The organism is Algoriphagus aurantiacus, assembly GCF_035156405.1.
In the GTDB taxonomy this organism is placed as follows: Bacteria; Bacteroidota; Bacteroidia; order Cytophagales; family Cyclobacteriaceae; genus Algoriphagus; species Algoriphagus aurantiacus.
On the sequence record NZ_JAXRUT010000023.1, the window covers coordinates 77,564 to 99,355 of the forward strand.

18 protein-coding genes are annotated in these 21,792 nt (G+C 42.6%); 14 read left to right on the forward strand and 4 right to left on the reverse strand.

Features of this window, described 5'->3' with window-relative positions; all coding sequences use genetic code 11:
- Nucleotides 1-355 precede the first annotated feature (355 nt).
- The 9 genes from SYJ56_RS19685 (at nt 356) to rffA (ending at nt 7,165) form a co-directional block, all read left to right on the forward strand.
- A complete protein-coding gene (locus tag SYJ56_RS19685) occupies nt 356-637 on the forward strand; it encodes a four helix bundle protein (protein WP_323837150.1) in 282 nt (93 codons plus the stop codon).
- Between the two features lie 153 nt (nt 638-790).
- On the forward strand, nt 791-1,297 hold the full coding sequence (locus SYJ56_RS19690; protein ID WP_323837152.1) for an ArsR family transcriptional regulator: 507 nt from the start codon (nt 791-793) through the stop codon (nt 1,295-1,297).
- Between the two features lie 68 nt (nt 1,298-1,365).
- Nucleotides 1,366-2,193 carry an ABC transporter permease gene (locus SYJ56_RS19695; protein WP_323837154.1) on the forward strand — a complete coding sequence of 276 codons (828 nt, stop codon included), beginning with the start codon at nt 1,366-1,368 and terminating at the stop codon, nt 2,191-2,193.
- Nucleotides 2,194-2,575: 382 nt separating this feature from the next.
- Nucleotides 2,576-2,833, forward strand: a complete 258-nt coding sequence (locus SYJ56_RS19700; RefSeq protein ID WP_323837156.1) for an endonuclease domain-containing protein — start codon at nt 2,576-2,578, stop codon at nt 2,831-2,833.
- A 410-nt stretch (nt 2,834-3,243) separates the two neighbouring features.
- Entirely contained in the window at nt 3,244-3,906 is a 663-nt protein-coding gene (locus SYJ56_RS19705) for a GNAT family N-acetyltransferase (protein ID WP_323837158.1), read from the forward strand.
- Nucleotides 3,907-4,009: 103 nt separating this feature from the next.
- On the forward strand, nt 4,010-4,927 hold the full coding sequence (locus tag SYJ56_RS19710; protein WP_323837160.1) for a glycosyltransferase family 2 protein: 918 nt from the start codon (nt 4,010-4,012) through the stop codon (nt 4,925-4,927).
- 187 nt (nt 4,928-5,114) lie between these two features.
- Entirely contained in the window at nt 5,115-5,486 is a 372-nt protein-coding gene (locus tag SYJ56_RS19715; RefSeq protein WP_323837162.1) for a nucleotidyltransferase family protein, read from the forward strand.
- Nucleotides 5,476-5,817 (forward strand): HepT-like ribonuclease domain-containing protein, encoded by a 342-nt coding sequence (locus SYJ56_RS19720; RefSeq protein ID WP_323837164.1) that lies wholly within the window; start codon nt 5,476-5,478, stop codon nt 5,815-5,817. The genes SYJ56_RS19715 and SYJ56_RS19720 overlap by 11 nt, the downstream gene beginning before the upstream one ends.
- Nucleotides 5,818-5,932: 115 nt before the next feature.
- Nucleotides 5,933-7,165 carry a dTDP-4-amino-4,6-dideoxygalactose transaminase gene (gene rffA, locus SYJ56_RS19725; protein ID WP_323837183.1) on the forward strand — a complete coding sequence of 411 codons (1,233 nt, stop codon included), beginning with the start codon at nt 5,933-5,935 and terminating at the stop codon, nt 7,163-7,165.
- 148 nt (nt 7,166-7,313) lie between these two features.
- Here the strand turns inward: rffA and SYJ56_RS19730 are convergent, their stop codons facing one another.
- The 4 genes from SYJ56_RS19730 to SYJ56_RS19745 form a co-directional block, all read right to left on the reverse strand.
- Nucleotides 7,314-7,841 (reverse strand): RNA polymerase sigma factor, encoded by a 528-nt coding sequence (locus SYJ56_RS19730; RefSeq protein ID WP_323837166.1) that lies wholly within the window; start codon nt 7,839-7,841, stop codon nt 7,314-7,316.
- 224 nt (nt 7,842-8,065) lie between these two features.
- Nucleotides 8,066-10,276, reverse strand: a complete 2,211-nt coding sequence (locus SYJ56_RS19735) for a hypothetical protein (protein ID WP_323837168.1) — start codon at nt 10,274-10,276, stop codon at nt 8,066-8,068.
- Between the two features lie 2 nt (nt 10,277-10,278).
- On the reverse strand, nt 10,279-11,475 hold the full coding sequence (locus tag SYJ56_RS19740) for a sialidase family protein (RefSeq protein ID WP_323837170.1): 1,197 nt from the start codon (nt 11,473-11,475) through the stop codon (nt 10,279-10,281).
- On the reverse strand, nt 11,475-12,545 hold the full coding sequence (locus SYJ56_RS19745; RefSeq protein ID WP_323837172.1) for a polysaccharide deacetylase family protein: 1,071 nt from the start codon (nt 12,543-12,545) through the stop codon (nt 11,475-11,477). The genes SYJ56_RS19740 and SYJ56_RS19745 overlap by 1 nt, the downstream gene beginning before the upstream one ends.
- 464 nt (nt 12,546-13,009) lie before the next feature.
- Here SYJ56_RS19745 and SYJ56_RS19750 point away from each other — a divergent pair, with 464 nt between their 5' ends.
- The 5 genes from SYJ56_RS19750 to SYJ56_RS19770 all read left to right on the forward strand — a co-directional run bounded on the left by SYJ56_RS19750 (nt 13,010) and on the right by SYJ56_RS19770 (nt 21,265).
- Nucleotides 13,010-14,287: an MFS transporter gene (locus SYJ56_RS19750; protein WP_323837174.1), complete on the forward strand. Its 1,278-nt coding sequence runs from the start codon at nt 13,010-13,012 to the stop codon at nt 14,285-14,287.
- A 4-nt stretch (nt 14,288-14,291) separates the two neighbouring features.
- Nucleotides 14,292-15,476: an AraC family transcriptional regulator gene (locus tag SYJ56_RS19755; RefSeq protein WP_323837176.1), complete on the forward strand. Its 1,185-nt coding sequence runs from the start codon at nt 14,292-14,294 to the stop codon at nt 15,474-15,476.
- Between the two features lie 272 nt (nt 15,477-15,748).
- A complete protein-coding gene (locus SYJ56_RS19760) occupies nt 15,749-15,919 on the forward strand; it encodes a hypothetical protein (RefSeq protein ID WP_323837178.1) in 171 nt (56 codons plus the stop codon).
- A gap of 51 nt (nt 15,920-15,970) precedes the next feature.
- Nucleotides 15,971-19,366 carry a SusC/RagA family TonB-linked outer membrane protein gene (locus SYJ56_RS19765; protein WP_323837179.1) on the forward strand — a complete coding sequence of 1,132 codons (3,396 nt, stop codon included), beginning with the start codon at nt 15,971-15,973 and terminating at the stop codon, nt 19,364-19,366.
- A gap of 207 nt (nt 19,367-19,573) precedes the next feature.
- A complete protein-coding gene (locus tag SYJ56_RS19770) occupies nt 19,574-21,265 on the forward strand; it encodes a SusD/RagB family nutrient-binding outer membrane lipoprotein (RefSeq protein WP_323837181.1) in 1,692 nt (563 codons plus the stop codon).
- The last annotated feature ends 527 nt before the right edge of the window (nt 21,266-21,792 follow it).

Genomic DNA, 21,792 nt, shown 5'->3' on the forward strand with positions numbered 1-21,792 from the left:
CAGACTTAGTTTAGATTCCATCAATATACATAGCACCAGGCGATGCCCACTATCTCCAACCTTTAGCCATTCTGATGTTCATTTTCTAGTGTTCTTCTTGCAAAATTCCCAAAAGCATTTAAATTTGTCTGACCGAGTAAGAAAATTACTCAGTGATGCTAGGTTTCTCCCACAGCGCCAATATGGGGAGTCGTGGGACTGAAAGAGCGAAGCCGTTTTGAATTTAAAATGAACAATTAATTAATTTAAAATTCTCATAGTCATCATTTTAAGGGTTGAAATCTAAAATTGAATTACTGATTCCTCCATTTTAAATTTTAAATTCTTCATTCTTCCATTTTAAATTTTTAAAACCATGGCAAATATCATAGTAGATAAAACGTTCCACTTTGCTCAGGAGATAATAACTGTTTATCTGTATCTAAGAGAGAAAGGACATTTCAAACTTGCCGATCAATTAGTTAAATCAGGAACTTCAATTGGAGCAAATGTTGAGGAGGTGCAGGCGGCTCACTCTAAACTTGATTTTGTAGCTAAACTTACAATATCAAATAAGGAAGCAAGAGAAACCAGCTATTGGCTACGGCTCCTAGACAGGAAGGAATTGCTATCTGAGAACGATCTATGTCTTTTTTAAAAGCTGAAATCGAAGAAATAATCCTGCTCCTCAACTCGATAATCAAGAAATCACGGGAAAACCTAAAATAGAACTATTGCTTTTTCAATTTTAAATTCTTCCATTTTAAATTCTCCATTCTCCATTCTCCATTCCTCCATTTTAAATTAATTAGTGCTCGAATCCCTAGTCACTTCCAAAACCCGAATCAAACTTCTCCTGAAGTTCTTTTCGCACGCCAATTCAAGTTATCTGCGATCCCTGGCCAAAGAGTTTGATGAGTCCACCAATTCCGTAAGGGTTGAGTTGAATCGCTTGACAGAAGCAGGCCTACTTGTGTCCGAAGACGAGGGCAAAACCAAAATGTATAAAGCAAATACCAATCACCCTTTCTTCTACGAAATCAAAGGCATGGTTTCCAAATTCCTAGGCTTGGATGATTTGATGGAGCGAATAGTCAAAAGGATGGGAGAGGTAGAGATGGCCTATATAGTCGGAGACTATGCTAAGGGAATAGATTCAGGAACTATCCAAATGATTCTAATTGGGAAAGATCTGGACAAGGAATATTTGGAATTCCTTAAAGAAAAAACCTACGAAAAAGTCCAAAGAAAAGTAGAGGTGTCCATCATGGAAACCGACCCCGGCGACATTCAGGGAATCCTTGTCTACGGTAAATAAGAACACCCATTTTAAACTCTCAATTCTTTCATTTTAAATTTCTCCATTTTAAATTCTCAATTCAAACCTTGACCCCCAAAGACAATATCAAAATAATCCAACCCACCTCTGGATGGCAACTCATAGATTTCAAGGAACTCTGGCGATACAAGGATCTCCTGTATTTCCTGACTATAAGAGGTATCAAAGCCCGCTATGCACAGTCAGTTTTGGGAGTGGCTTGGGCAATCATCCAACCTTTATTTACCACCTTAGTATTTACCGTAGTTTTTGGAAACTTGGCAAAAGTTGACTCCGACGGGATTCCATACACCTTATTCTCCTACCTTGCTCTTTGGCCATGGAATTACTTCTCCGGTACCCTTACCGAGTCTGCCAATTCTCTAATCCAAAATGCCAATATGATTACCAAGGTCTATTTTCCTAGAATGGTCTTGCCTTTGAGTTCTATCCTATCCAAACTGCTGGATTTTTTGATTGCATTTGTGGTGGTGGTAGGAATGATGATCTACTATCAAGCAATGCCAGGTTGGGGGCTTTTGATATTGCCGCTTTTGATCATCCAACTCCTAATGTGTAGCCTAGGGATGGGAATGATGCTTTCCGCGATGGCAGTCAAATATAGGGATGTCAAGCATGCGTTGACTTTTGTAGTGCAACTCTTACTCTATGCAGCACCGGTTGTTTACAGCACTACAGCTGTTCCTGAGCAATACCAAAAATTCTATGTCCTCAACCCCATGGTGGGAGTGATTGAAGGTTTTCGGGCTGCTTTTCTTGACCGTCCTATGCCTTGGGAATGGATCTGGCCCGGTACAATCGTGGCTTTTATCCTCTTTATCTTCGGAATGATGTACTTTCGGAGGATGGAAAGGATATTTGCGGATGTTGCCTAAATATTAACCATCCGAAGATCCCGATCATACTTAGTTATTTAATGCAATCGGGACGGAGGATGGAACGCATATTCGCGGACGTCGCCTAGCCTTAACCATCCGAAGATCCCGATCAAACTTTATTCTATACGTAATCGGGACGGAGGATGGAACGCATATTTGCGGATGTTGCCTAGTCTTAACCATCCGAAGATCCCGATTAGACTTATTATTATATGCAATCGGGACGAAGGATGGAAAGGATATTCGCGGATGTAGCTTAACCTCACCCCCAGCCCCTCTTCCCGAATCTCTTTCGGGACAGGCTCTAAAGTGAGAGGGGAGCAAGTCACGAATTAGCTTTGAGAAACATTTTCATAACTGTTTCACTATAATTGTTACTATGCACCATAAAGCCTCACCTGAAATTTTTCGTCGTGCAAAAGAGCTCAGAAACAGACTTACTCCTGCAGAAGCTGTTCTTTGGGAGAGATTAAGAGCAAATAGATTGAATGGATTACATTTTCGAAGGCAGCATCCTATTTACAAATACATTCTCGATTTTTATTGCGATCAATTTCAATTTGCAATTGAATTAGATGGAGAAATGCACCAACTAAAAGATCAAATAGAAATGGATAAAGAAAGAGAAGGGATTTAAAGGATTTAGGAATTCACATGGTTAGGTTCGAAAATCGATTTGTAATTCATGAAACAGATGAAGTACTTTGCAGATTTTGACGGAAATTGAGAAGGTTAAAAAAAACTTTCCTCTAAACAGGTGATTTAAATATATTCTCCGTCATCATTCTCCCTTTTGAGAAACATTTCCGTATCTGTTTTATTACAATTAATTCTATACTTCCTATTTATAATTCTAGAGATAACATAAGGACAGTTTGTCCAGTGAGCCTATTCTCCCCTTTAGGGGTCGGGGGTAAATTTTAAATTCCCTTCATTTTTAAATTCTTAACCAACTAACAACCAATAACCAACAGCCAACAACCTTAACCCTTAACCCTTAACCCTTAACCTTTTAACCAACACCCAACAACCAGCACCCATTCACCCTTGATCTCACCTCTGCACTTCGATTCAGCCCTGTTCAACTATCCTGTGGGAAAAACTACCCGGGATGCGGGCTGGAATGAAAAGGGATTTATAGAAGCGGCTCAAGAATACCAACTTGTCTACCTCTTCTCCGAAACTATTCTGGACATTTCCAATCCGAGTATTCAGAAGGTGGATACTAAAATCACTTTTCAGAAATCTCTCCAACCGAGTAAAAGAATTGATGAAATTCTGGCTTATGATAAAATGGATAGGGAAAAGGAATTAGAGAATCTTGCTTATTTAAGTGGGAAGTATTCACGCTTTAAACTAGACTCTCGTCTTAGGGCAAAGGAATTCGAAAAACTGTATAGTCGCTGGATCATCCAAGCAGTTGAACAGAAGGGAGTTTTAATCGCTCCTGAATCTGCCGGCATGGTTACGTTTTCTGTAGAAAAGGAGCAGGGGAGAATAGGACTGATTGCTGTTTCGGAAAAACATCAAGGTCAAGGTTTGGGGAAAAAACTCCTTCAGGCTGCTGAATTTAATGCCTACCAACTTGGAGCTAGAGAGATGCTGATACCAACTCAAGAAAGTAATATCCCGGCTTGCAAACTTTACGAATCGGTAGGGTATAAGCCTATAGAAAAAATACATCTATATCATTATTGGAAGAATGAATAAGACTACCAGCCCTTCGACTTCGCTCCTCCTGACATCCATTGGACTTTATTTTAAATCCTGCCGACCGAAGGTGGGTCTCAAATTCTTCATTTTAAATTTATAAATGCACCTATCCATAATTTCTCCAGTTTACCAGGCAGAAAAGATTCTTCAGGAGCTGGTAGAAAGAATCCATCAAGCAGTTATCGGAATCACAGATTCTTATGAAATTATCTTGGTCGAAGATGCCAGTCGGGATAATTCTTGGATGGAAATTGAAAGATTGGCTAAAAATTATCCAGCTGTAGTGGGGATCAAGCTATCAAGGAATTTTGGTCAGCATTATGCCATTACTGCGGGGTTGGATGCTGCACTCGGAGAGTGGATAGTCGTAATGGATTGTGACTTGCAGGATAGACCTGAGGAGATCCCAAACCTGTACCAAGAAGCTCAGCAAGGTTTTGATGTGGTTTTGGCTAGAAGAGAAAGTAGGAAAGATGGGTTTTTTAAGAGGCTTTCATCAAAGCTATTTTACAGGACGTTGGCCTGGCTTACCGGATCTGAGCAAGACGAGCGTATTGCCAATTTTGGGGTGTACCATCGTAGGGTCGTCAATGAGATAATAAGGATGAGGGAATCTGTCCGCTATTTTCCGACGATGGTCAAATGGGTAGGGTTTAGGCAAACTGCCATCACTGTGGATCATGCAGAAAATGGGGATAGAGTAAGTTCCTATAATTTGAAAAGGTTGTTTAACCTTGCTTTAGATATTATGCTGGCTTACAGTGATAAGCCAATTCGACTTACTGTTAAATTTGGGATGCTGATTGCATTGACAGGATTTCTGTTTGCTCTCTACACCTTCTATAGATTTATACATGGAGATATCATCGTGGCTGGCTATGCATCGTTGATCATTTCCATTTGGATGCTTACAGGATTTCTCCTGATTACCCTAGGCATGGTAGGTCTATACATTGGCAAAACTTTCGAAGGAGTAAAAAACCGACCCATTTATATTGTGGAGAAAAGAGTGGGGTAGATATTGGAGAAAATAGCGATAATCAAGTATCAAGAGTTAAGAGGCTATTTTAAATTTACCGCCCGAAGGTGGGTTTTAAATTCCTGCATTTTAAATTCCTAACTAACAACAACCAACAATTATCAACCAATTCACCGTGGCGGAACTAATACCTGAACGGATAGAAAATTATTTGTAAATTTTGCTCATGGAAGAGAAAGCCCTCTTAGATCAAGTTTCCGATTCAGCAATGCCTTTGTATGTTTCATCAAAAGGGCTAAACATGCTTATTGGTAGAAAAGATGCTATAATTCAGTTATGTGAGAAATATGAATTAGAAAAATTATATGTTTTTGGATCTGTTGTTGAAAATAAATTTAATGATGAAAGTGATTTTGACTTTCTCATTCAATTCAAAAACATTCCATTTGATACATATACTGATCATTATTTTTCACTACACGAAGATTTACAAAATCTTCTAGGTAGAGAAATCGACTTATTGACTGACAACTCTCTAACCAATAAATTTTTCAAAGATAAAGTGTACAAATCAAGACTATTGCTATATGCTGCTTGAAGAGAAGAAATTCCTGTTGGATATTCTTACCTCAATAGATTCTATAGATCAATATTTAGAACGGGAAAGGGACTTTGAAAAGTACTTGAACCAAAAAATGTTACGAAGAGCAGTTGAACGGGAATTGGAAATAATTGGAGAGGCTACAAATAGGCTCTTAAAGATGAATTCTGATTTCCCTATTTCTGAAGCTAGGAGAATAGTAAATCTGAGAAATTGGGTTATTCATTCCTATGATTCAGTCGATTCTGTCATAATTTGGGGTATCATACACAAAGACTTACCACTTCTTCAAAGGCAGGTGAAAGAATTACTGGGCTTAAACCATTAGGGGGGACCTGGCTTGTTAATCGTGCCGAAACTAACCAACAACCAACAACCAATAACCCTCTATTATCAATCCAGTACAGACATCGTGGTAAGCCATTATAAATTTTCTAAAGACCATCAAAATCCCCTTCAACAAACCCTACCTCACAGGAAACGAACTCAAGTACGTTGAGGAAGCGGTAAGCCTTGGGAAAATCTCTGGCAATGGAGAATTCACCCATCTCTGTCAGGATTTCTTTGAAAGACGCTATGGTTTCCAAAAGTGTCTGCTCACCACTTCCTGCACCGATGCGCTGGAGATGGCCGCAATACTCTTTGATATACAGCCCGGAGATGAAGTAATCATACCCAGCTTCACCTTTGTGTCCACCGCCAATGCCTTTGTATTACGGGGAGCCAAAATCGTTTTTGTGGATAGCCGCCCAGATCATCCCAATATGGATGAACGCTTAATCGAAGAGCTGATCACTCCCAAAACAAAAGCAATAGTTGCTGTCCATTATGCCGGGCATGCCTGTGAAATGGACTTGATCATGGATATAGCCAAGCGATACGGACTATTTGTAGTAGAGGATGCCGCACAGGCGATTGATAGTTTTTATAAGGGAAACTCACTGGGTAGCATAGGGCATCTGGGGACGATGAGTTTCCACGAAACCAAAAACATCCAATGCGGAGAAGGAGGGATGCTTATGATCAATGATCCTGGGATGATCAGAAGAGCGGAGATGATCTGGGAAAAAGGGACAGAAAGAGTGGCTTATGCTAGGGGGGAAGTAGATAAATACGGCTGGGTGGATATAGGATCATCATTTCTGCCCTCGGAAATCACCTCCGCATTTCTCTGGGCACAATTGGAGAATTTGGATAAAATCCAGGAACGAAGAAAAGCTATTTGGGAAGACTACTTTAGGATATTTAGCGGAGATAGTGATATCCCTAAGGTCTTGAATTCTAATTATGTTGAGATTTTCAAGAGTTTAAAATTTAAAATTGAAAATTCGGATTCGTCATTGCGCCTGCCCGCCAAGGAGGGAGGAGGCTTTTTGGCTGACGAAGCATTCTCTAATAATGAACCACTATCAATTTTACATTTTAAATTCCCTGCCAACTACCACCTCTTCTACCTTCTTTTCCCAAGCTTAGAAAGTAGAACCGCTTACGCCGCTGCATTGAAAGAAAAAGGGATTTTAGCAGTTTTCCACTATCAAAGCTTGCATCAATCAGAGTATGCCAAGAAGCACCTTCCTGATCAATATAAAAGGCAACTCCCCAATTCCGACCGCTATTCAGACTGCTTGCTACGCTTACCGATGTTTTATGAGTTACCGGAGCTGGCGGACATGTGAATATTTACCGCCTCTTAAGACACAAGAGTTAAGTAGCAAGTATCAAGACTCAAGTATCAAGACTTTAGATCCAAGAAACAAGCGACTTGATCCAATCTCCGATTTAACTTTTAACCTTTAACTTTTAACCTTTAATCCTTAACCCCCTCTACGTTAAATAATTCCTGAGGCTTAATCTTGCTTTGATCAAATGGTTTTTAACAGTATTTTTTGAAATAAGCATTTGATCTGCGATCTCCTGATAGGAAAGATTTTCGAAGTAGGAAAGCTTAACTACCTTCTTCCTTTGGTCAGTAAGCATTTCTATCGCCTCTTCCAACCGGATCATAAGGGCTTCCTCTTCCAACTTCAGATCCACCGAACTCTCGATCCTGTTTTTATAAAAATCCTCCGCTTTTTTTCTGTCGCTGCTTAAATGATTAAAGTAATCTAACACCTCGTTTTTAGAGATGGTAAAGATGTAAGATCGGATTCCCTTTTCGGTATCCAACTCTTTTCTTTTTCTTAGGATTTTCAGAAACACATTATGAAAAATCGCTTCAGCTTCTTCAGCATCTTTAATAAGGGATAAAATAAACCTGACTACGGTAGGTTTATATGAATAATACACGGACTCAATCGCCTCCTGTTTCCCCATTTTGAAATTTTCAATAGTTTCTATAGTTGGTGCTGTCATAGGGCTTAGTTCATTTGCTTATTCAATTTTGAAAAAATAAAACCAACTAGATACGTAAATCACGCATTTAAATCCTCAATTTGCGAAAACTTAGAGCTGGTTACCGATTAATAATCAGATTGTTATCTTATTGTTAATAATTAGAGGAATCAGCCTGACATGAAAAAGGCCTAAACTACGTCAATGAGTTTAGGCCTTTTTTGTGCACATTTTGTTGGCTGGAATTATTCGATTGCCCCTAAATAACGCCCCATCCAATAAGGCAGTAACCAAATATCTCCAGGACTGTAGATAGATCTTCCGTTTCCGGTTCCATCCAAATTGAAGCGATTGGCATTGTGTCTTGCTACTCTGGTCTCAGAAGGAGGTAATACTTCGGGGGTGGTTTGTCTTCTGAAATTGGCTTCAAGGTTTTTGATGTCCTTGCGATGACTGTTTTGTACATTCCAGTTGATAAGATCTATAGGATGCTTCTGCAAGAACCAGATTGATTCTTCCAGGTCAAATTTTGCGGGTTGGACTATAGCGGCAATAATATTCCACAAGCCATCTTTTTCCGGTCTTTCTGCTTGCCAATGGTCTATGATTGCTTCCTTGAATTTTGCTTTTAATTCAGGGTCAAAAGCATACTTATAAAGTCCCCAGTATCCTAAAAAATACATCTCATCATCGGAATGGTTCCAGGCCATAGAAAGCATTTGGCTGTAAGAATCACTTCCGTCCCCTGCTTCTCCGATGATTTTCATGGGTCTCATAAGGTTTTCCAAATACCCATAATCCTCCATGAGCTCAAATGCCTTTACTTTATACTTCTCCTTGCCAGTAAAGTGGTAGGCAGTCTGAAGCATGCTGATGATATTGGAAGAGTTGAGCTTTCTGTCTCCCACCTGAATAGGAAAGTTGTTGACATAATCCGGATTCCATTTGCCCCAGAGTGTAGGTTTCCCGTCAAAATCATATAAATACATGTCATGAGCCAAGATATGTGACATCAAGGTGTCCATCAGTTCAATGGATTTATTTTTTACCCATTCATCTTCCACAAGTTCGGCAAGCACTCCATAGACAAACATATGTCCGATCGCTTCGTCGCTACTGGTAGTGGATTTCCAGTCCCATTCCGGATCTGGGGAATGTTGCCATCTTTCAGGATCTGCCAGTTTTTCTATGTAGCCGGATCTTTCAAAAGAACGGGAGGGGAACCCTTCCACAGGATTAATGGTGAATAGACGCTCCATAGCCAGTAGGGACTGTCTGATCTGAGCAAGGGCTTCCGGATCTTTGGTCACTGCATATCGAAAACCCTGAGAGGCTAAATACATAGAGGTCCAAAGACCATCATTGTCCGAGTCATCCAATTTTCCTGTGGCTATTTTTCCAGGTTCTGTAAGCTCAAGCGTGGCGTTAAATCCGTGCCTTAAATGGTTTTTACGGGTATATTCATCGAAATACCCCGCTTTCTCTGCCAAGGTCATCTCTTTCCGGAATATAGTTGTCAAACCCTGATTGCTGAGGAGGTAGATTTCGTCCTTACCAAAGGCAATGTCAAAAACCTCCTCTCCCGGAAGCCATCTCTCTAAATAGTAGTAGTTGATTTCTCCGTTGGGAAGTAATACAAAGGCTCCTTTGCTTGTTCCAAACCAGATTTCATCTCCATTCGTCTCCACCACAAGAATGTCTGTCCAAGGGATTGTTGTAAGTAGGGGAGATTTGGTTTTGGATTGGATGTCATAGGTGAAATATCCTTCGTCACTTCCCAGCACCAACTGGTTTTTGGGAGAGAAATAAGCCAAGGATTTCAGCCCCTTACCAGACAATTCTTCCTGTAGTTTGCTGGATTTGGGATCAAACTGATAGACTTTTTCCTGACTTATTATCCAGAACTTTTCTTGGATGGGATCATATTGAATATCCACCACCTCCTGAGGTGCAGATACAATGATTGGTTCATCTATAGTTGGCCCTAAATACTGCAATTGTTTTCCGTCACTGATCAAAAAATCAAATTCTTCTCCACCTTCGAAGCGATGTGCCGCTGGTAGTTGGTGCTTCAAAAATAAGCTGCCCGCCCAGGCATTGCTGAATACGGCATGGTCATCCACATAAATGATCTCGCCTTGATAGCTGTCGATTGCTTTCACTTTCTTTGCCGCCATAGGCAGGTAGGATTGATCATGTGCCAAAGTTCCCCAAACCTGAAACTGACCCGCTGCCGGTCGCAATAGCTGCATATTTTCGAGAATTTGGACATTCCCGGTTTGGTTACTGGCCAGACTTTGGGTAGAAAGGTTTCGGAGTGTCTTGGAATTGATAATAGCGTATTCTTGCACAAAAGGAGTGTCCTGATAGGTTCCTCCGGTTCCAGATTGTCCTGTTACCGCAGTCTGAATCAGGGCGACAAAGAGCAGTGTCAATCCATAAAAAGTTTTTTCCATAATCAGTGAATTTGGTTTGGATCCAATAGGCGATATTGGATGGTTTTACCTTCATTTAAGTGTTTGGAATACGTAAGATGAACAAGTCCTTCCTTGTCCTGAATCAAGGCTGGATAAGAGAATTTTCCCTGATGGGTGGAGTCTAGTTCAAGGTATTGTGGGTTGCTCCATACATTTCCCTCATCCGATGAAATCCAAAGCGCTAATTGATACCTGCCATCCTGAATATCGTTGCCTACCATCCACCATCGTCCATCTTTAAGTTTTAGCAGTTCCACACTGGCTGTATTCGGGAATTCTGTTTTTTTGGCAACCGTCCAGGTTTCACCCTGATCTTTTGAAATACTTTGTTGGATCATCGAAGGAGCATCCCCGGCATCCCGAAGCATGGCGACGATATCTCCATTTTCTTTTTGAATTAATGCAGGTTGGATAGGACCTTTGCCTACTAGCGGTAAACTGGGTTTCCAACTTTCTCCCATATCATCTGAAATAGCCATCAGGGAAAAGTTGAAACCATCCGAATAAAGCGGTAGAAGGATCCTGTCTTCAGTGACAAGAGGCTTGATCCGGGTCATCCATCCCATACTTGTTTTTTTGGAGTCCTGGGACGCTTCAATAATCATCTCCTCGTATTCAGGTGCATAGGAAGACCATCCCAAATGGGTAGGAGGAAGATCTTTGAATTTTCGGGCAACTTCCTCCGCAAATTCATCCCCGGGTTTAAGAAAAATATTGTCCTGCCAGTTCCAGATAGGTGCACCATCAGTATCAAAAGATTTACTTCTTTTCAATCGGAGAATAGAGTTTTCCCATTCGTTGGCATTTACGGCGATCCATACCAAGAACAGCTCTTCTCTTTGATTGAGAAAAAGCACGGGATTACAGTCCGGTATCCCCGGAGTATCAGCCATCTCAAAAGGTTTGGACCATTTAGTTTGTCCCTGTTTTTTCCTTGATCCCATCAGCAGGACATCATCAGATTTTCGTTCACCCGAACCTTCAAACCATACGGAAAGCAGATCCCCGCCCGGAAGTGCCACTATACTGCTTGCATGGGTATGTTTTGCCTGCAAAGGGAATATAGACTCATGGACCAAGGAGGGTACAAGATGGGATTGGGCAAGTAGGCAAATAGGCGCCATCATCATCCCCAACCACAAGAATGTTACTTGTTTGAAAAGGCTTCTTAGCATCATTATTTGATATTTTTTCTGCGCTCCATGACTTCTCTCCAGGTAGTCAGGATGATTTCTTCCTCTTCAATATAAGTTTTCAATTCAGGAGAAAGCATGGCTTCCAGGTCAGCCTGTCGGGAAGTCCCAGAGCCTGAAAACCGTCGGAAGTTTTCAGTGTTTTCGCTGCAATGGACAATGATCATGGCCAGACCCGGCTCCATCTGATCAAGTGTTTCCTTGAATTTCATGATTTTATATTGGGTCAACTCCCCTTGGCTAAAAGGTCTTTTTTCAGGCCTCCAGTCTCCGCTGTCCTTGTGGAGGTCATCCAGCACTGGAAAGCCCGAGCTCCAGATTTTTTCTCCCATTGCCTGAGCCTCACGTAGAATATCCGGAGTAGGCAGTTCCATGCCTTCCTTGTACTTCCCTTCTTTCTTCAACTGCTCAATAACAGGTTGTTGAAAACTTTCGGCGATAAGTTTATTGTTGCCTCCCGGAAACATGATTGGGATCTGATATTCCAATCCTACCTTCAGATAGGTTTCTAAAAAGTCCGGGCTGGCAAAAAGTGTCCCCATATGAGAATCCAAATGGCTTGGCTGAATACCACTTTGCAGGGCACGATCCACTTGAGCTTTCAATTCCAAATACACATCCTCTGCAGAGGCATGTGCTACGACTTCTTCTACGCTGTGCCAAAAAGAGCCTTCAGGATCCAATAATCCGGGCACCAAAGTCCGGCCGGCCAGAGGCTCCCACCGGTAAGTTTTCCATTCGGAGGTGAGCACTAGATGCAAGCCAATATCCATCCCCGGCGTTTCTTTGCTTAATCTCAAAAATGTCCCCGCCCAAGGGCAGGGCATCATAACGCTACAGGAAGTGGCCACACCTTCCTGCATGGCTTGAAAGGTTCCCTGATTGGATTCAAAGGACATCCCGGCATCATCTACATGGAATATCACCACCTTCCTTCCTTTTGGATATCCCAGTTTTTCGGCATAAGTCGGATTTACCTGGGATTGGGCAAATGAAAAAGAGATGGATGAGATCCACAGAAGCAGAAAAAAGGGTTGTTTATAGAAGAAACACATTTTTATTTATATAGATATCCGCTTTTCTGCCAGTAAGGAAGAAAAAGCGACATAGGATATGGTAAACTTAAGATTCAAGGCCACTTCGGTCTCCCCTGCCTGCCGGCAGGCAGGCGTCATCGGTCTTCCGACCAGATAAGCGAAGGATCTAAGGTAACTGGTGTCATTGCGGATANGATATGGTAAACTTAAGATTCAAGGCCACTTCGGTCTCCCCTGCCTGCCGGCAGGCAGGCGTCATCGGTCTTCCGACCAGATAAGCGAAGGATCTAAGGTAACTGGTGTCATTGCGGATAATCATTTTTATTTATAAGTGATCTTCGGCCTTGTTTGATATACTGGTGTTACCTTACTATTTTAGAAATGGACTAACAGTTTGATTTTATTTTTTTTTATTTAAGAAACTGTTAACTGGTTAGTTTTTATAGTTTTTCTCTTTAGAATTGAATTAAAATCTAAAACACATGCCTAGACACAAAGTGGATAGTCAAAAAAATAAGCAAACGAAAATTCTTTTGCTTATTTTTTTAATATTCTTTGTCATATCCCTGATGTCCAATATTCTTGGCCCCATCATTCCTGGGATCATCGATAGTTTTTCTTTAAGCTACGGCTTAGCCGGATTTTTGCCTTTTGCCTTTTTTGTGGCTTATGGAGTCATGTCTCTCCCTTCAGGATTATTGGTGGAGCGCTGGCGGGAAAAGCCCGTGCTCCTGTTGGCATTTAGCTTGGCTGCCCTAGGTGCATTGTTGTTTGGTTTCAATCCCCGGTTTGGTTCAGCTTTGGGTTCCCTGTTTATTATTGGAATGGGTATGGCGATGCTCCAGGTGGTCATCAACCCGCTTTTAAGGGTTACGGGAGGAGAAGAGCACTTTGCGTTTAATTCTGTTTTGGGTCAATTGGCTTTCGGGGCTGCCTCATTCCTTAGCCCCATGTTATACAGTTACATGGATCAGTCCCTATTCACTCCTGAAGCACCTGCTTGGATCAGCCTATTGGAAGAATGGGTTCCCGTGGAAATGAAATGGGTTTCCGTCTATTTTGTATTTGCCTTGCTTGCCGGGATCATGTTGCTATTGATTGGCTTTACGAATTTCCCGAAAGTGGACTTGAAAGATGATGAGAAAGTGGAATTGGGAAAAACCCTGAAAAGCCTCCTCAGCAAGCGGATGGTTTGGTTGTATTTTCTTGGAATATTTTCCTACGTAGGGACAGAGCAGGGCATTGCCAACTGGGTGAGCCAGTTCTTGCAGGATTATCATGGAGTAGATCCCAGTATTGGCGGGGCCAGGGTGATTTCCTATTTCTGGGGCCTGCTGACTCTTGGTTGTCTGCTGGGATTGGTTCTGCTGAAATTTATGGATAGCAAATTGGTTCTGATTTTATTCACCTGTGCGGCTATCCTTTCCTTATTGACCGGCTTGTTGGCTGAGGGAAATTTGGTCTTGATAGCATTTGCTTTCTCAGGATTTTGCCTCTCCGTAATGTGGTCTATCTTAATTTCCCTGGCGTTGAATTCTGTTGATTTTGCGCATGGGACTTTCGCAGGTTTACTCTGTTCGGGTATTGTAGGTGGAGCCATCGTCCCCTTGGTTATTGGTGGCTTGGCAGATTTTATTGGACTGCAGGCTGCTATGTTCTTCCTGTTCATTCCACTGGGTTACATTTTGTTCATTGGGATTTGGGCCAAGCCTCTGGTCAGCAATTCCCGTGTCCAATCACTAAAGGAATTATTTAGCTGATCAGATGCAACGGATAATATTACTACTGGATTTTGCTGAAGAGTATAGTAAATCATTACTGAAAGGAATCAGTGCCTATTCCAGTAAAAATGGGCAATGGACATTTTGCCGAATGCCTTTATACTACAGGGAAATGGTGGGGGTCAAAGGCATCCTCACATGGGCAAAGGAATGGAGGGCTGATGGGATCATTGGTCAACTATATAATGAAATGGAGGAGGAGTTTATTGACGGGGGGATTCCTGTCATAGCCCAGGATTTTAAAGAAAGGTTTTCCAAAATCCCCAATATCACAGGTTCTTACCGGCAAACAGGAGTGATGGGAGCCGACTATTTTCTGAACAAAGGGTATTACAATTTTGCCTTTTATGGGTTCAATAATATTGTTTGGTCACGGGAACGCGCGGAAGGATTTGAATCCACTATCAAGAAAGCAGGATATCAGGTCAATTATTTTGAGCATAAAAAAGCCCGCTCCACGGATATCTGGTATTACAAGAGCAAATCCTTGAGCAAATGGTTGAAGAACTTACCCAAACCTGTTGCCTTGATGGCATGCGATGATAATCAGGGGGTACATATTTTGGAGGCTTGCAACCACAATAAGATTAGGGTTCCCCAGGAAGTGGCTGTTTTGGGAGTGGACAATGATGTGACATTCTGCGAACTTGCGGATCCGCCCTTATCGAGTATTGTGCTGGATATAGAAAGGGGAGGCTTTGAGGCTGCGCAGGTTTTGCATGAAATGATAAGAACCGGCAAAAATAACTACAAGGATGTGATTGTCCCCCCGGTGAAAGTAATCACACGGTCGTCTACAGATATGTTCGCCTCCTCAGATGCATATGTCGCAGAAGCCCTGACTTACATTCATAGGAATATTGATAGAAACATCCTGGTGGATCAAGTGGTCAAGGAAGTGCCTCTTTCCCGTCGAGCCTTGGAGAAGCGTTTCTTGCAGGTTACCGGACATCCGGTGTATAAGTATATCACCAAGGTCAGAATGGAGAAATTGGCCCAAAAACTTTTGAGTTCAGATCAGAGTATTTTTGAGATAGCAGTGGATTTGGGGTTCCAAGACAGTACTAATATCGCCAGACAATTCAAACAATTGATGGGCTACGCCCCAGGCGAGTATAGGAAGCGCTTCGGTGCCAACTCTTTGTGGGAAGTGGGAGGTAGGAAGTAGGAAATATCAAGCCTGCCTACCAAAGGTAGGATTCTAGATCCACGATCCACAACCAAATTGCCGATTTAACTTTTCAACCCTTAACCTTTAACCTTTAACTTTTTAACTCCAACAAATCTCATCCAACACCTGACACCAAGCACCCGTCATCCCATATTTTCTGATTGTTACGAAATCCGGATTTTTTCAACTGTCAAATTAACAAACTGATAATCAGTGATTGGGTAGTCCATTTTTAAAAGAGCAAGGTATTTAAGGCGAAGGTACAGCCTATGAAAAATCCAACAATCAAGGAATTACTGGAAAAATTGTCAACCGGTGAGATATCCAAGGATGAATTTGATCTTTTTCTCCAAAAACTAAAAAAGGAAAAAAAAACAAGTGAATTGAATCAAGCCTTTCAGGAATTTTTTGATGGATTGGGGCTACCGGAAAAAAAATAAACACTCAAACCAAAAAAGTAAATACGACTAACCCACTAAATGATTATGCTTATGCAACATTTTTCCAAAAACAAAAAGTCAAAAATCACTTGGGGCCTCCCCTTGATTTTTGGATTGGTGCTGTTTCCGCTGTATGGGATTTCAGCCATGACTTCGCCACTACCCGTCCTGATTGAAGATGCCCTTCAGGCTCAGCAGGTCCAGGGTAAAATAATCTCCACTGAAGATGGATCTCCCATCCCGGGAGTCACGGTACTTGAAAAAGGGACCAGCAATGGAACAGTCTCAGAGATTGATGGAACCTACTCTTTGAATGTTACGGGTCCTAATTCAATACTGGTTTTCTCTTTTGTAGGATTTGATTCCCAGGAAATCACTGTAGGAAACCAGTCTATGATTGATATAACCATGAGTGAAACTGCCACGGATATGTCCGAAGTGGTGGTGACAGCCTTGGGAATTAAGCGGGATCAACGCTCCTTGGGATATGACGTCTCCAGTGTAAAAGGAGAGGGGCTGACCCAGGTCTCCCAGGAAAATGTGCTGAGTTCACTTTCCGGTAGAATGCCCGGGGTTACCATCAACCAAACAAGTGGGCCGGGATCTTCCATGAGCATGGTGATTCGGGGTGCTACCTCTTTGACTACAGACAACCAACCTCTGTTTGTAGTGGATGGGGTGCCCATGTCCAACTCCCTAAACAATGTGAGGCAAAACGGGGATGGAAACCAGGTGGATTACGGAAATGCAATTTCCGATATCAATCCGGACGACATAGAGAGTATATCTGTATTGAAAGGTCCCAGCGCAGCTGCATTGTATGGTACCAGAGCAGGAAATGGAGTGGTGATCATTACCACCAAATCCGGCAAAGCAGGTAAGACCATGGGTATTTCCTTCTCCACCAGCAATGTGTTTGAACGACCGACCCGATTGCTGGATTTTCATTACAAATACGCCAATGGTAATCGTAATGCCGTGTTCAATGAGGGCTCTGCCTATTGGGGAGGCCCAGAATTAGATGCCGGCAACACTGCTGTTCAGTGGAATAGTCCGCTGGATGCCAATGGAGACCCGATTCCTACGGAATTGAGGGCCTATCCGGATGCGATGAAAGATTTCATGCAGACTGGAATCACTTCCACCAACAATATTGCTGTGGACGGGGGAAGTGAGCAGACTACCTATAGGATTTCCTACTCCAATATGTTGCACCAGGGAATGATTCCTAATTCTGATCTTTTCAGAAATAGCTACTCTACCTCTTTGAGCCATAAAATCACCGAAAACCTGACGTTTAGTTCCAATTTCAACTATACCAACAGCAAATCCAACGACCGTCCCAGCACAGGGGATAGAAGGGCAAACCCCTTAGAAGCGGTTTATGACTCTCCTTACGTGGATTATGAATTGATGAAAAGTGTTTGGGTGCCGGGCCAGGAAGGAGTACAGCAGATCAGGACTGCTGCCGGTGACAACCCATATTTTATAGCCAACGAAATGGAAAATGCATTTGTGAGAGATCGTATTTATGGAAATGTGTCCTTGGACTATCAGTTTTCTGAATCCTTCAATATCCGGGCACGCTACTCTTTGGATAGATCAGCTGAGAATCTGGAAACTAAGATTCCTTATAGCTACAGTAGAATGGCCCGTGGAGGGTACTACACGGCTGATATTGTGACTCAGGAATCCAATACTGACTTTCTGGCTTCCTGGAATGATGATTTTGCGAAGTTGGATGTAAATGCCTCAGTAGGTGGGAATATTATGAACCGCTTTGGTAGAAGTACCAATGTGGGTGTAGGCGGAGACCGTAACAATGGATTGGTAATTCCTGGAATCTATAATGTTCAGAATATTCCTGCCGACAACCGCTCCATGAGCAATTCCTATTTTGAAAAGGGGATTTACTCCATTTATGGATTGGTTTCCTTTGGCTATGCAGATCAGCTCTATCTGGACTTGACAGCCAGAAATGATTGGTCTTCCACCTTGCCACGGGAAAACAGATCCTATTTCTATCCTTCAGCTTCCCTGAGCTGGCTGGCAAATTATACCCTAGACTTGCCGGATAACATCGATATGTTAAAAGTGAGATTTGGTGCGGCACAGGTAGGGAATGATACCGGGCCTTATAACCTTCTCCCAAATCTGTCCACCGGAGTCTACAATTCCATCAACACCGCCAGCATGCCTTCAAGTCTTTTAAATCCAGATCTGAAGCCTGAGCAGGCCACTTCCTATGAAGGCGGAATTGACCTGAACATGTTCAACAACAGACTGCGATTTGCAGGAACAATTTATCAGATCGATAACAGAAACCAGATTTTCTCAGTAAATCTCCCTTCTTCTTCCGGCTACTCAGGACGTCTGATCAATGCCGGTCTGATCGAAAGCCGCGGACTGGAACTTTCCCTGGGCGGAACAGTCATCGCTAAGAAAGACATCTCCTGGGATGTAGACCTGAACTGGAGTAGAAACAGGACTACTGTGGTAGAGCTTACAGAAGGTTTGGATAGAATCACCCTTTGGTCTGAGAATGGTGGGGGAGCGATCACTTTTGTGGGGGAGCAGATCGGAAATATGTACAGTAGGAGCTATGCTGAGGTAAAAGATCCGAACTCTCCTTATCACAAATGGCCGGTACTTTCCAATGCAGGAGAATGGCAGGAGCTTTCCGGTACCGAAAACCTCAAGAAAGTGGGCAACTTCAATCCTGATTTCCAAATGGGATTGCAGTCCACTTTGAATATCAAAAGGTTTGTGATCGGAGCTAGCTTTGACTGGAGGCAAGGTGGAGAGTTTATGTCCTTTACCTATAGATATGGAGAGTCGGACTGGAAATCTCAGAGACAAATTGATAATCTAATCCCGGGGAGCCTTTATACAACCGATGAGTTGATCGCGATGATAAAGGCCAATCCGGAGGAATATGTTATTCCAAGCCAGGGTAACTACCCACGTATAGGGGGGTATACTGCGGCAACAGGAGGGTATTTTGTGGATGAAAATGGAAGTGACGGAGCCTTTGTGCCGGGAGTGATTCAAACAGCCGGTGCAGATACTCCAGATGATTTCAGTGATGATGTATATGTAGAGCACCTGGGCGGAGAGGGAACCAACATTTATCCGATTACCAATACCTATCCTTGGGGTTTCAACGAGCAGATAACCTTTGATGCCTCTTTTATCAAACTGAGAGAATTGAGTATAGGCTATAGAATCCCCAACCTAGGCAGATTCAGAAATGCAACCTTCTCTATCTATACCAGAAACCTGATGCTCTGGACCAAAGCTGATATAGGAATTGATCCGGAAAGAGCCTTCTGGGCAAACAGCGGAACACAGGGAAATACCTCTTCACAGTTCCGTCAGGGAATCGAGCGACAGAACGTGATGCCATGGAGCTTTCCTCTAGGCTTCAAATTGAACTTTAATCTTTAATCTCAAATCGACGAATTATGTTGCCCGCTTTCTGCCAGTAAAGCGATAAAAGCATTATAGGATTTGGAAAACACTAGCGTCGAGGCCACTTCGGTCACCCCTGCCTGCCGGCAGGCAGGCGTCTTCGGTCTTCCGTCCGGTAAAGCAAAGAGAATTATAGCTACTGGCATCATTGCGGATAATCTTAAAAAATCAAATAATATACACATGACACTAACATATAAACTTTATCGAGGATTCTTGATGGTTTTGATTTGCTGGCTGGGATTCTCAGGCTGCGATGATAAGCTTGATGAAATGAATGTCAACCCCTATGGAATTGATCCTGCGGAGGTAAATCCAAACTTATTGATGCCGACAATTTTAGCGGATGCAGCTCAGAGCTATGCAAATCTTGGAGTAAATGACCTGGCGGGTGCTGTGCAGCATACGCAGAAAAACGGCTGGTACGATGGCCATAACAATTACAGCTGGGAAAGTATTAGCTGGGCAGGATGGTATAATATCCTTCGAAACAATAATTTGCTATACAACAGAGCTGTTGATTTGGAGAATGAATATTTTCAGGCAGTAGCACTGACCATGAAGTCTTTTGTCTTTGGCAACATCACAGACCTTTGGGGAGATGCACCTTATACTGATGCCCTGAAAGGGGATGAATTGGCCCCTGAGTTTCAATTCCCAAGATTCGACAGTCAGGAGGTCATCTATGACGGAATTATTGCAGAACTGCAGACAGCCGTGACCAAGTTTAATTCAGCGAATAACGCCGGAGTGATACCTGCCAATGACCTGTATTTTGGAGGGGATGCAGCTGCTTGGAAAAGATTTGCCAATTCTCTTTTACTTCGCTACTACCTGAGAATATCCTCCCAAAAACCCGATGTAGCCAAAGCAGGCATTGAGGCAATCTATGCTTCTGGGGATTATATCCAAAGCACCTCCCAAGATGCCGTATTGGATTATACCGGGGGAGCCAGTGACATCTGGATCACACGTCACATTGCCTTGAATCCGGATGATTTCCAAAGGTATCAGGCCTGCCAGACATTTATTGACCAATTGATGGGAACGAATGATCCCAGACTTCCGGTCTGGTTTGCACCGGTAAGAGTGCAATGGGTGGCAGACGAATCTTTGGATGTAGCGGCTGAGGGCTTTATCAGAAATGACGGTGAACCCCTAGGGGTAGTCACCTACTCATTTGATGAGTTTGTGAACAACTATGCCGGTGAGAACTTTACCAGAAGATTTAATCCTGATATGGTGAGCTATAATGATGCTGAATATGTAGGATTACCCCCTTCATCGATGGTACCGGAATCCTATAATGGAAACCCATCTCCGGGACAAGGCACCCAAAATCAACATATTTCGCAGCTGGCAGATATCTACCAGTCAGCAGGAGCCCCGGGAGATATTCTCAAGGCCAGGTTGATCTCTTCTGCAGAAGTGAGCTTTATTTTTGCTGAAGCTGCTTTGAAAGGGTGGAACGTAGGATCCGCTGAGGAGCATTATTACGATGGCATAGAAAAGTCACTGATCGTATGGGGCAAAGCTGACGATTATGCGAGCTTTATTGCTGAAGAGGGAATCGCTTTTGACAATACCTTGGAGCAGGTGATGGAGCAAAAGTGGGTGGCAAGCTGGACTGCAGCAGCAGAAGCTTTTGCGGACTACAGACGTACCGGTTACCCTAGGTTGGAAACAGGTCCCCAGTCTCCGCAACCAAAAATTGCCCTGAGATTTCAGTATGGTGATGACGAGTACAACAACAATGCAGAAAGCGTTACCGGTGCGTTGGACAGATTGGAACTGACAGATTACTCCGGCGGATTCGGAAAGGATAGCCAATGGTCCAGATCCTGGCTATACCAGGGGACTACCATTCCTTGGTAAGAATATAAATTTCATTTTTTTATCACCTCCATGCCAATTGATAGACATGGAGGTTTTTTTTATGTCTTTTTTTTTAACCACGGGATCACAGAGGGTTACGCGGAGAACACAGTTTAGTGAGTATTGTCAGGCTGATTTCGTAGGAAGACCTGTAGAGCTTTTATTAGAATATGAAGCACTGCATGGTTACTGCAAGTAGTGCATTGGAAAACTATAAATGATACCATCTATCGATTTATAACAAAAAATAGTGTGTAGAGGGATGCCCTGGAGGATATGCAGTTTTTTTAGCCGATTTGAAGCATAGCCTCGGGCGAAGACTTTTGGGTACTTTTGCCTGCCCGCCGCAGGAGGGGTCTCAAAAGTACCGAAGGAAATAAACTTAACTATATCGCTATAGGTATCCGAAGGCAATTCAAGGCTGATTTCGGTCGAAGGCTTTTGCCCGTCCGCCTATGGAGGAGGTACTTTTGCTCTTCAAAAGTATCAGAGAAAAATACATCAACTCTATCGATATGGCGTAATAG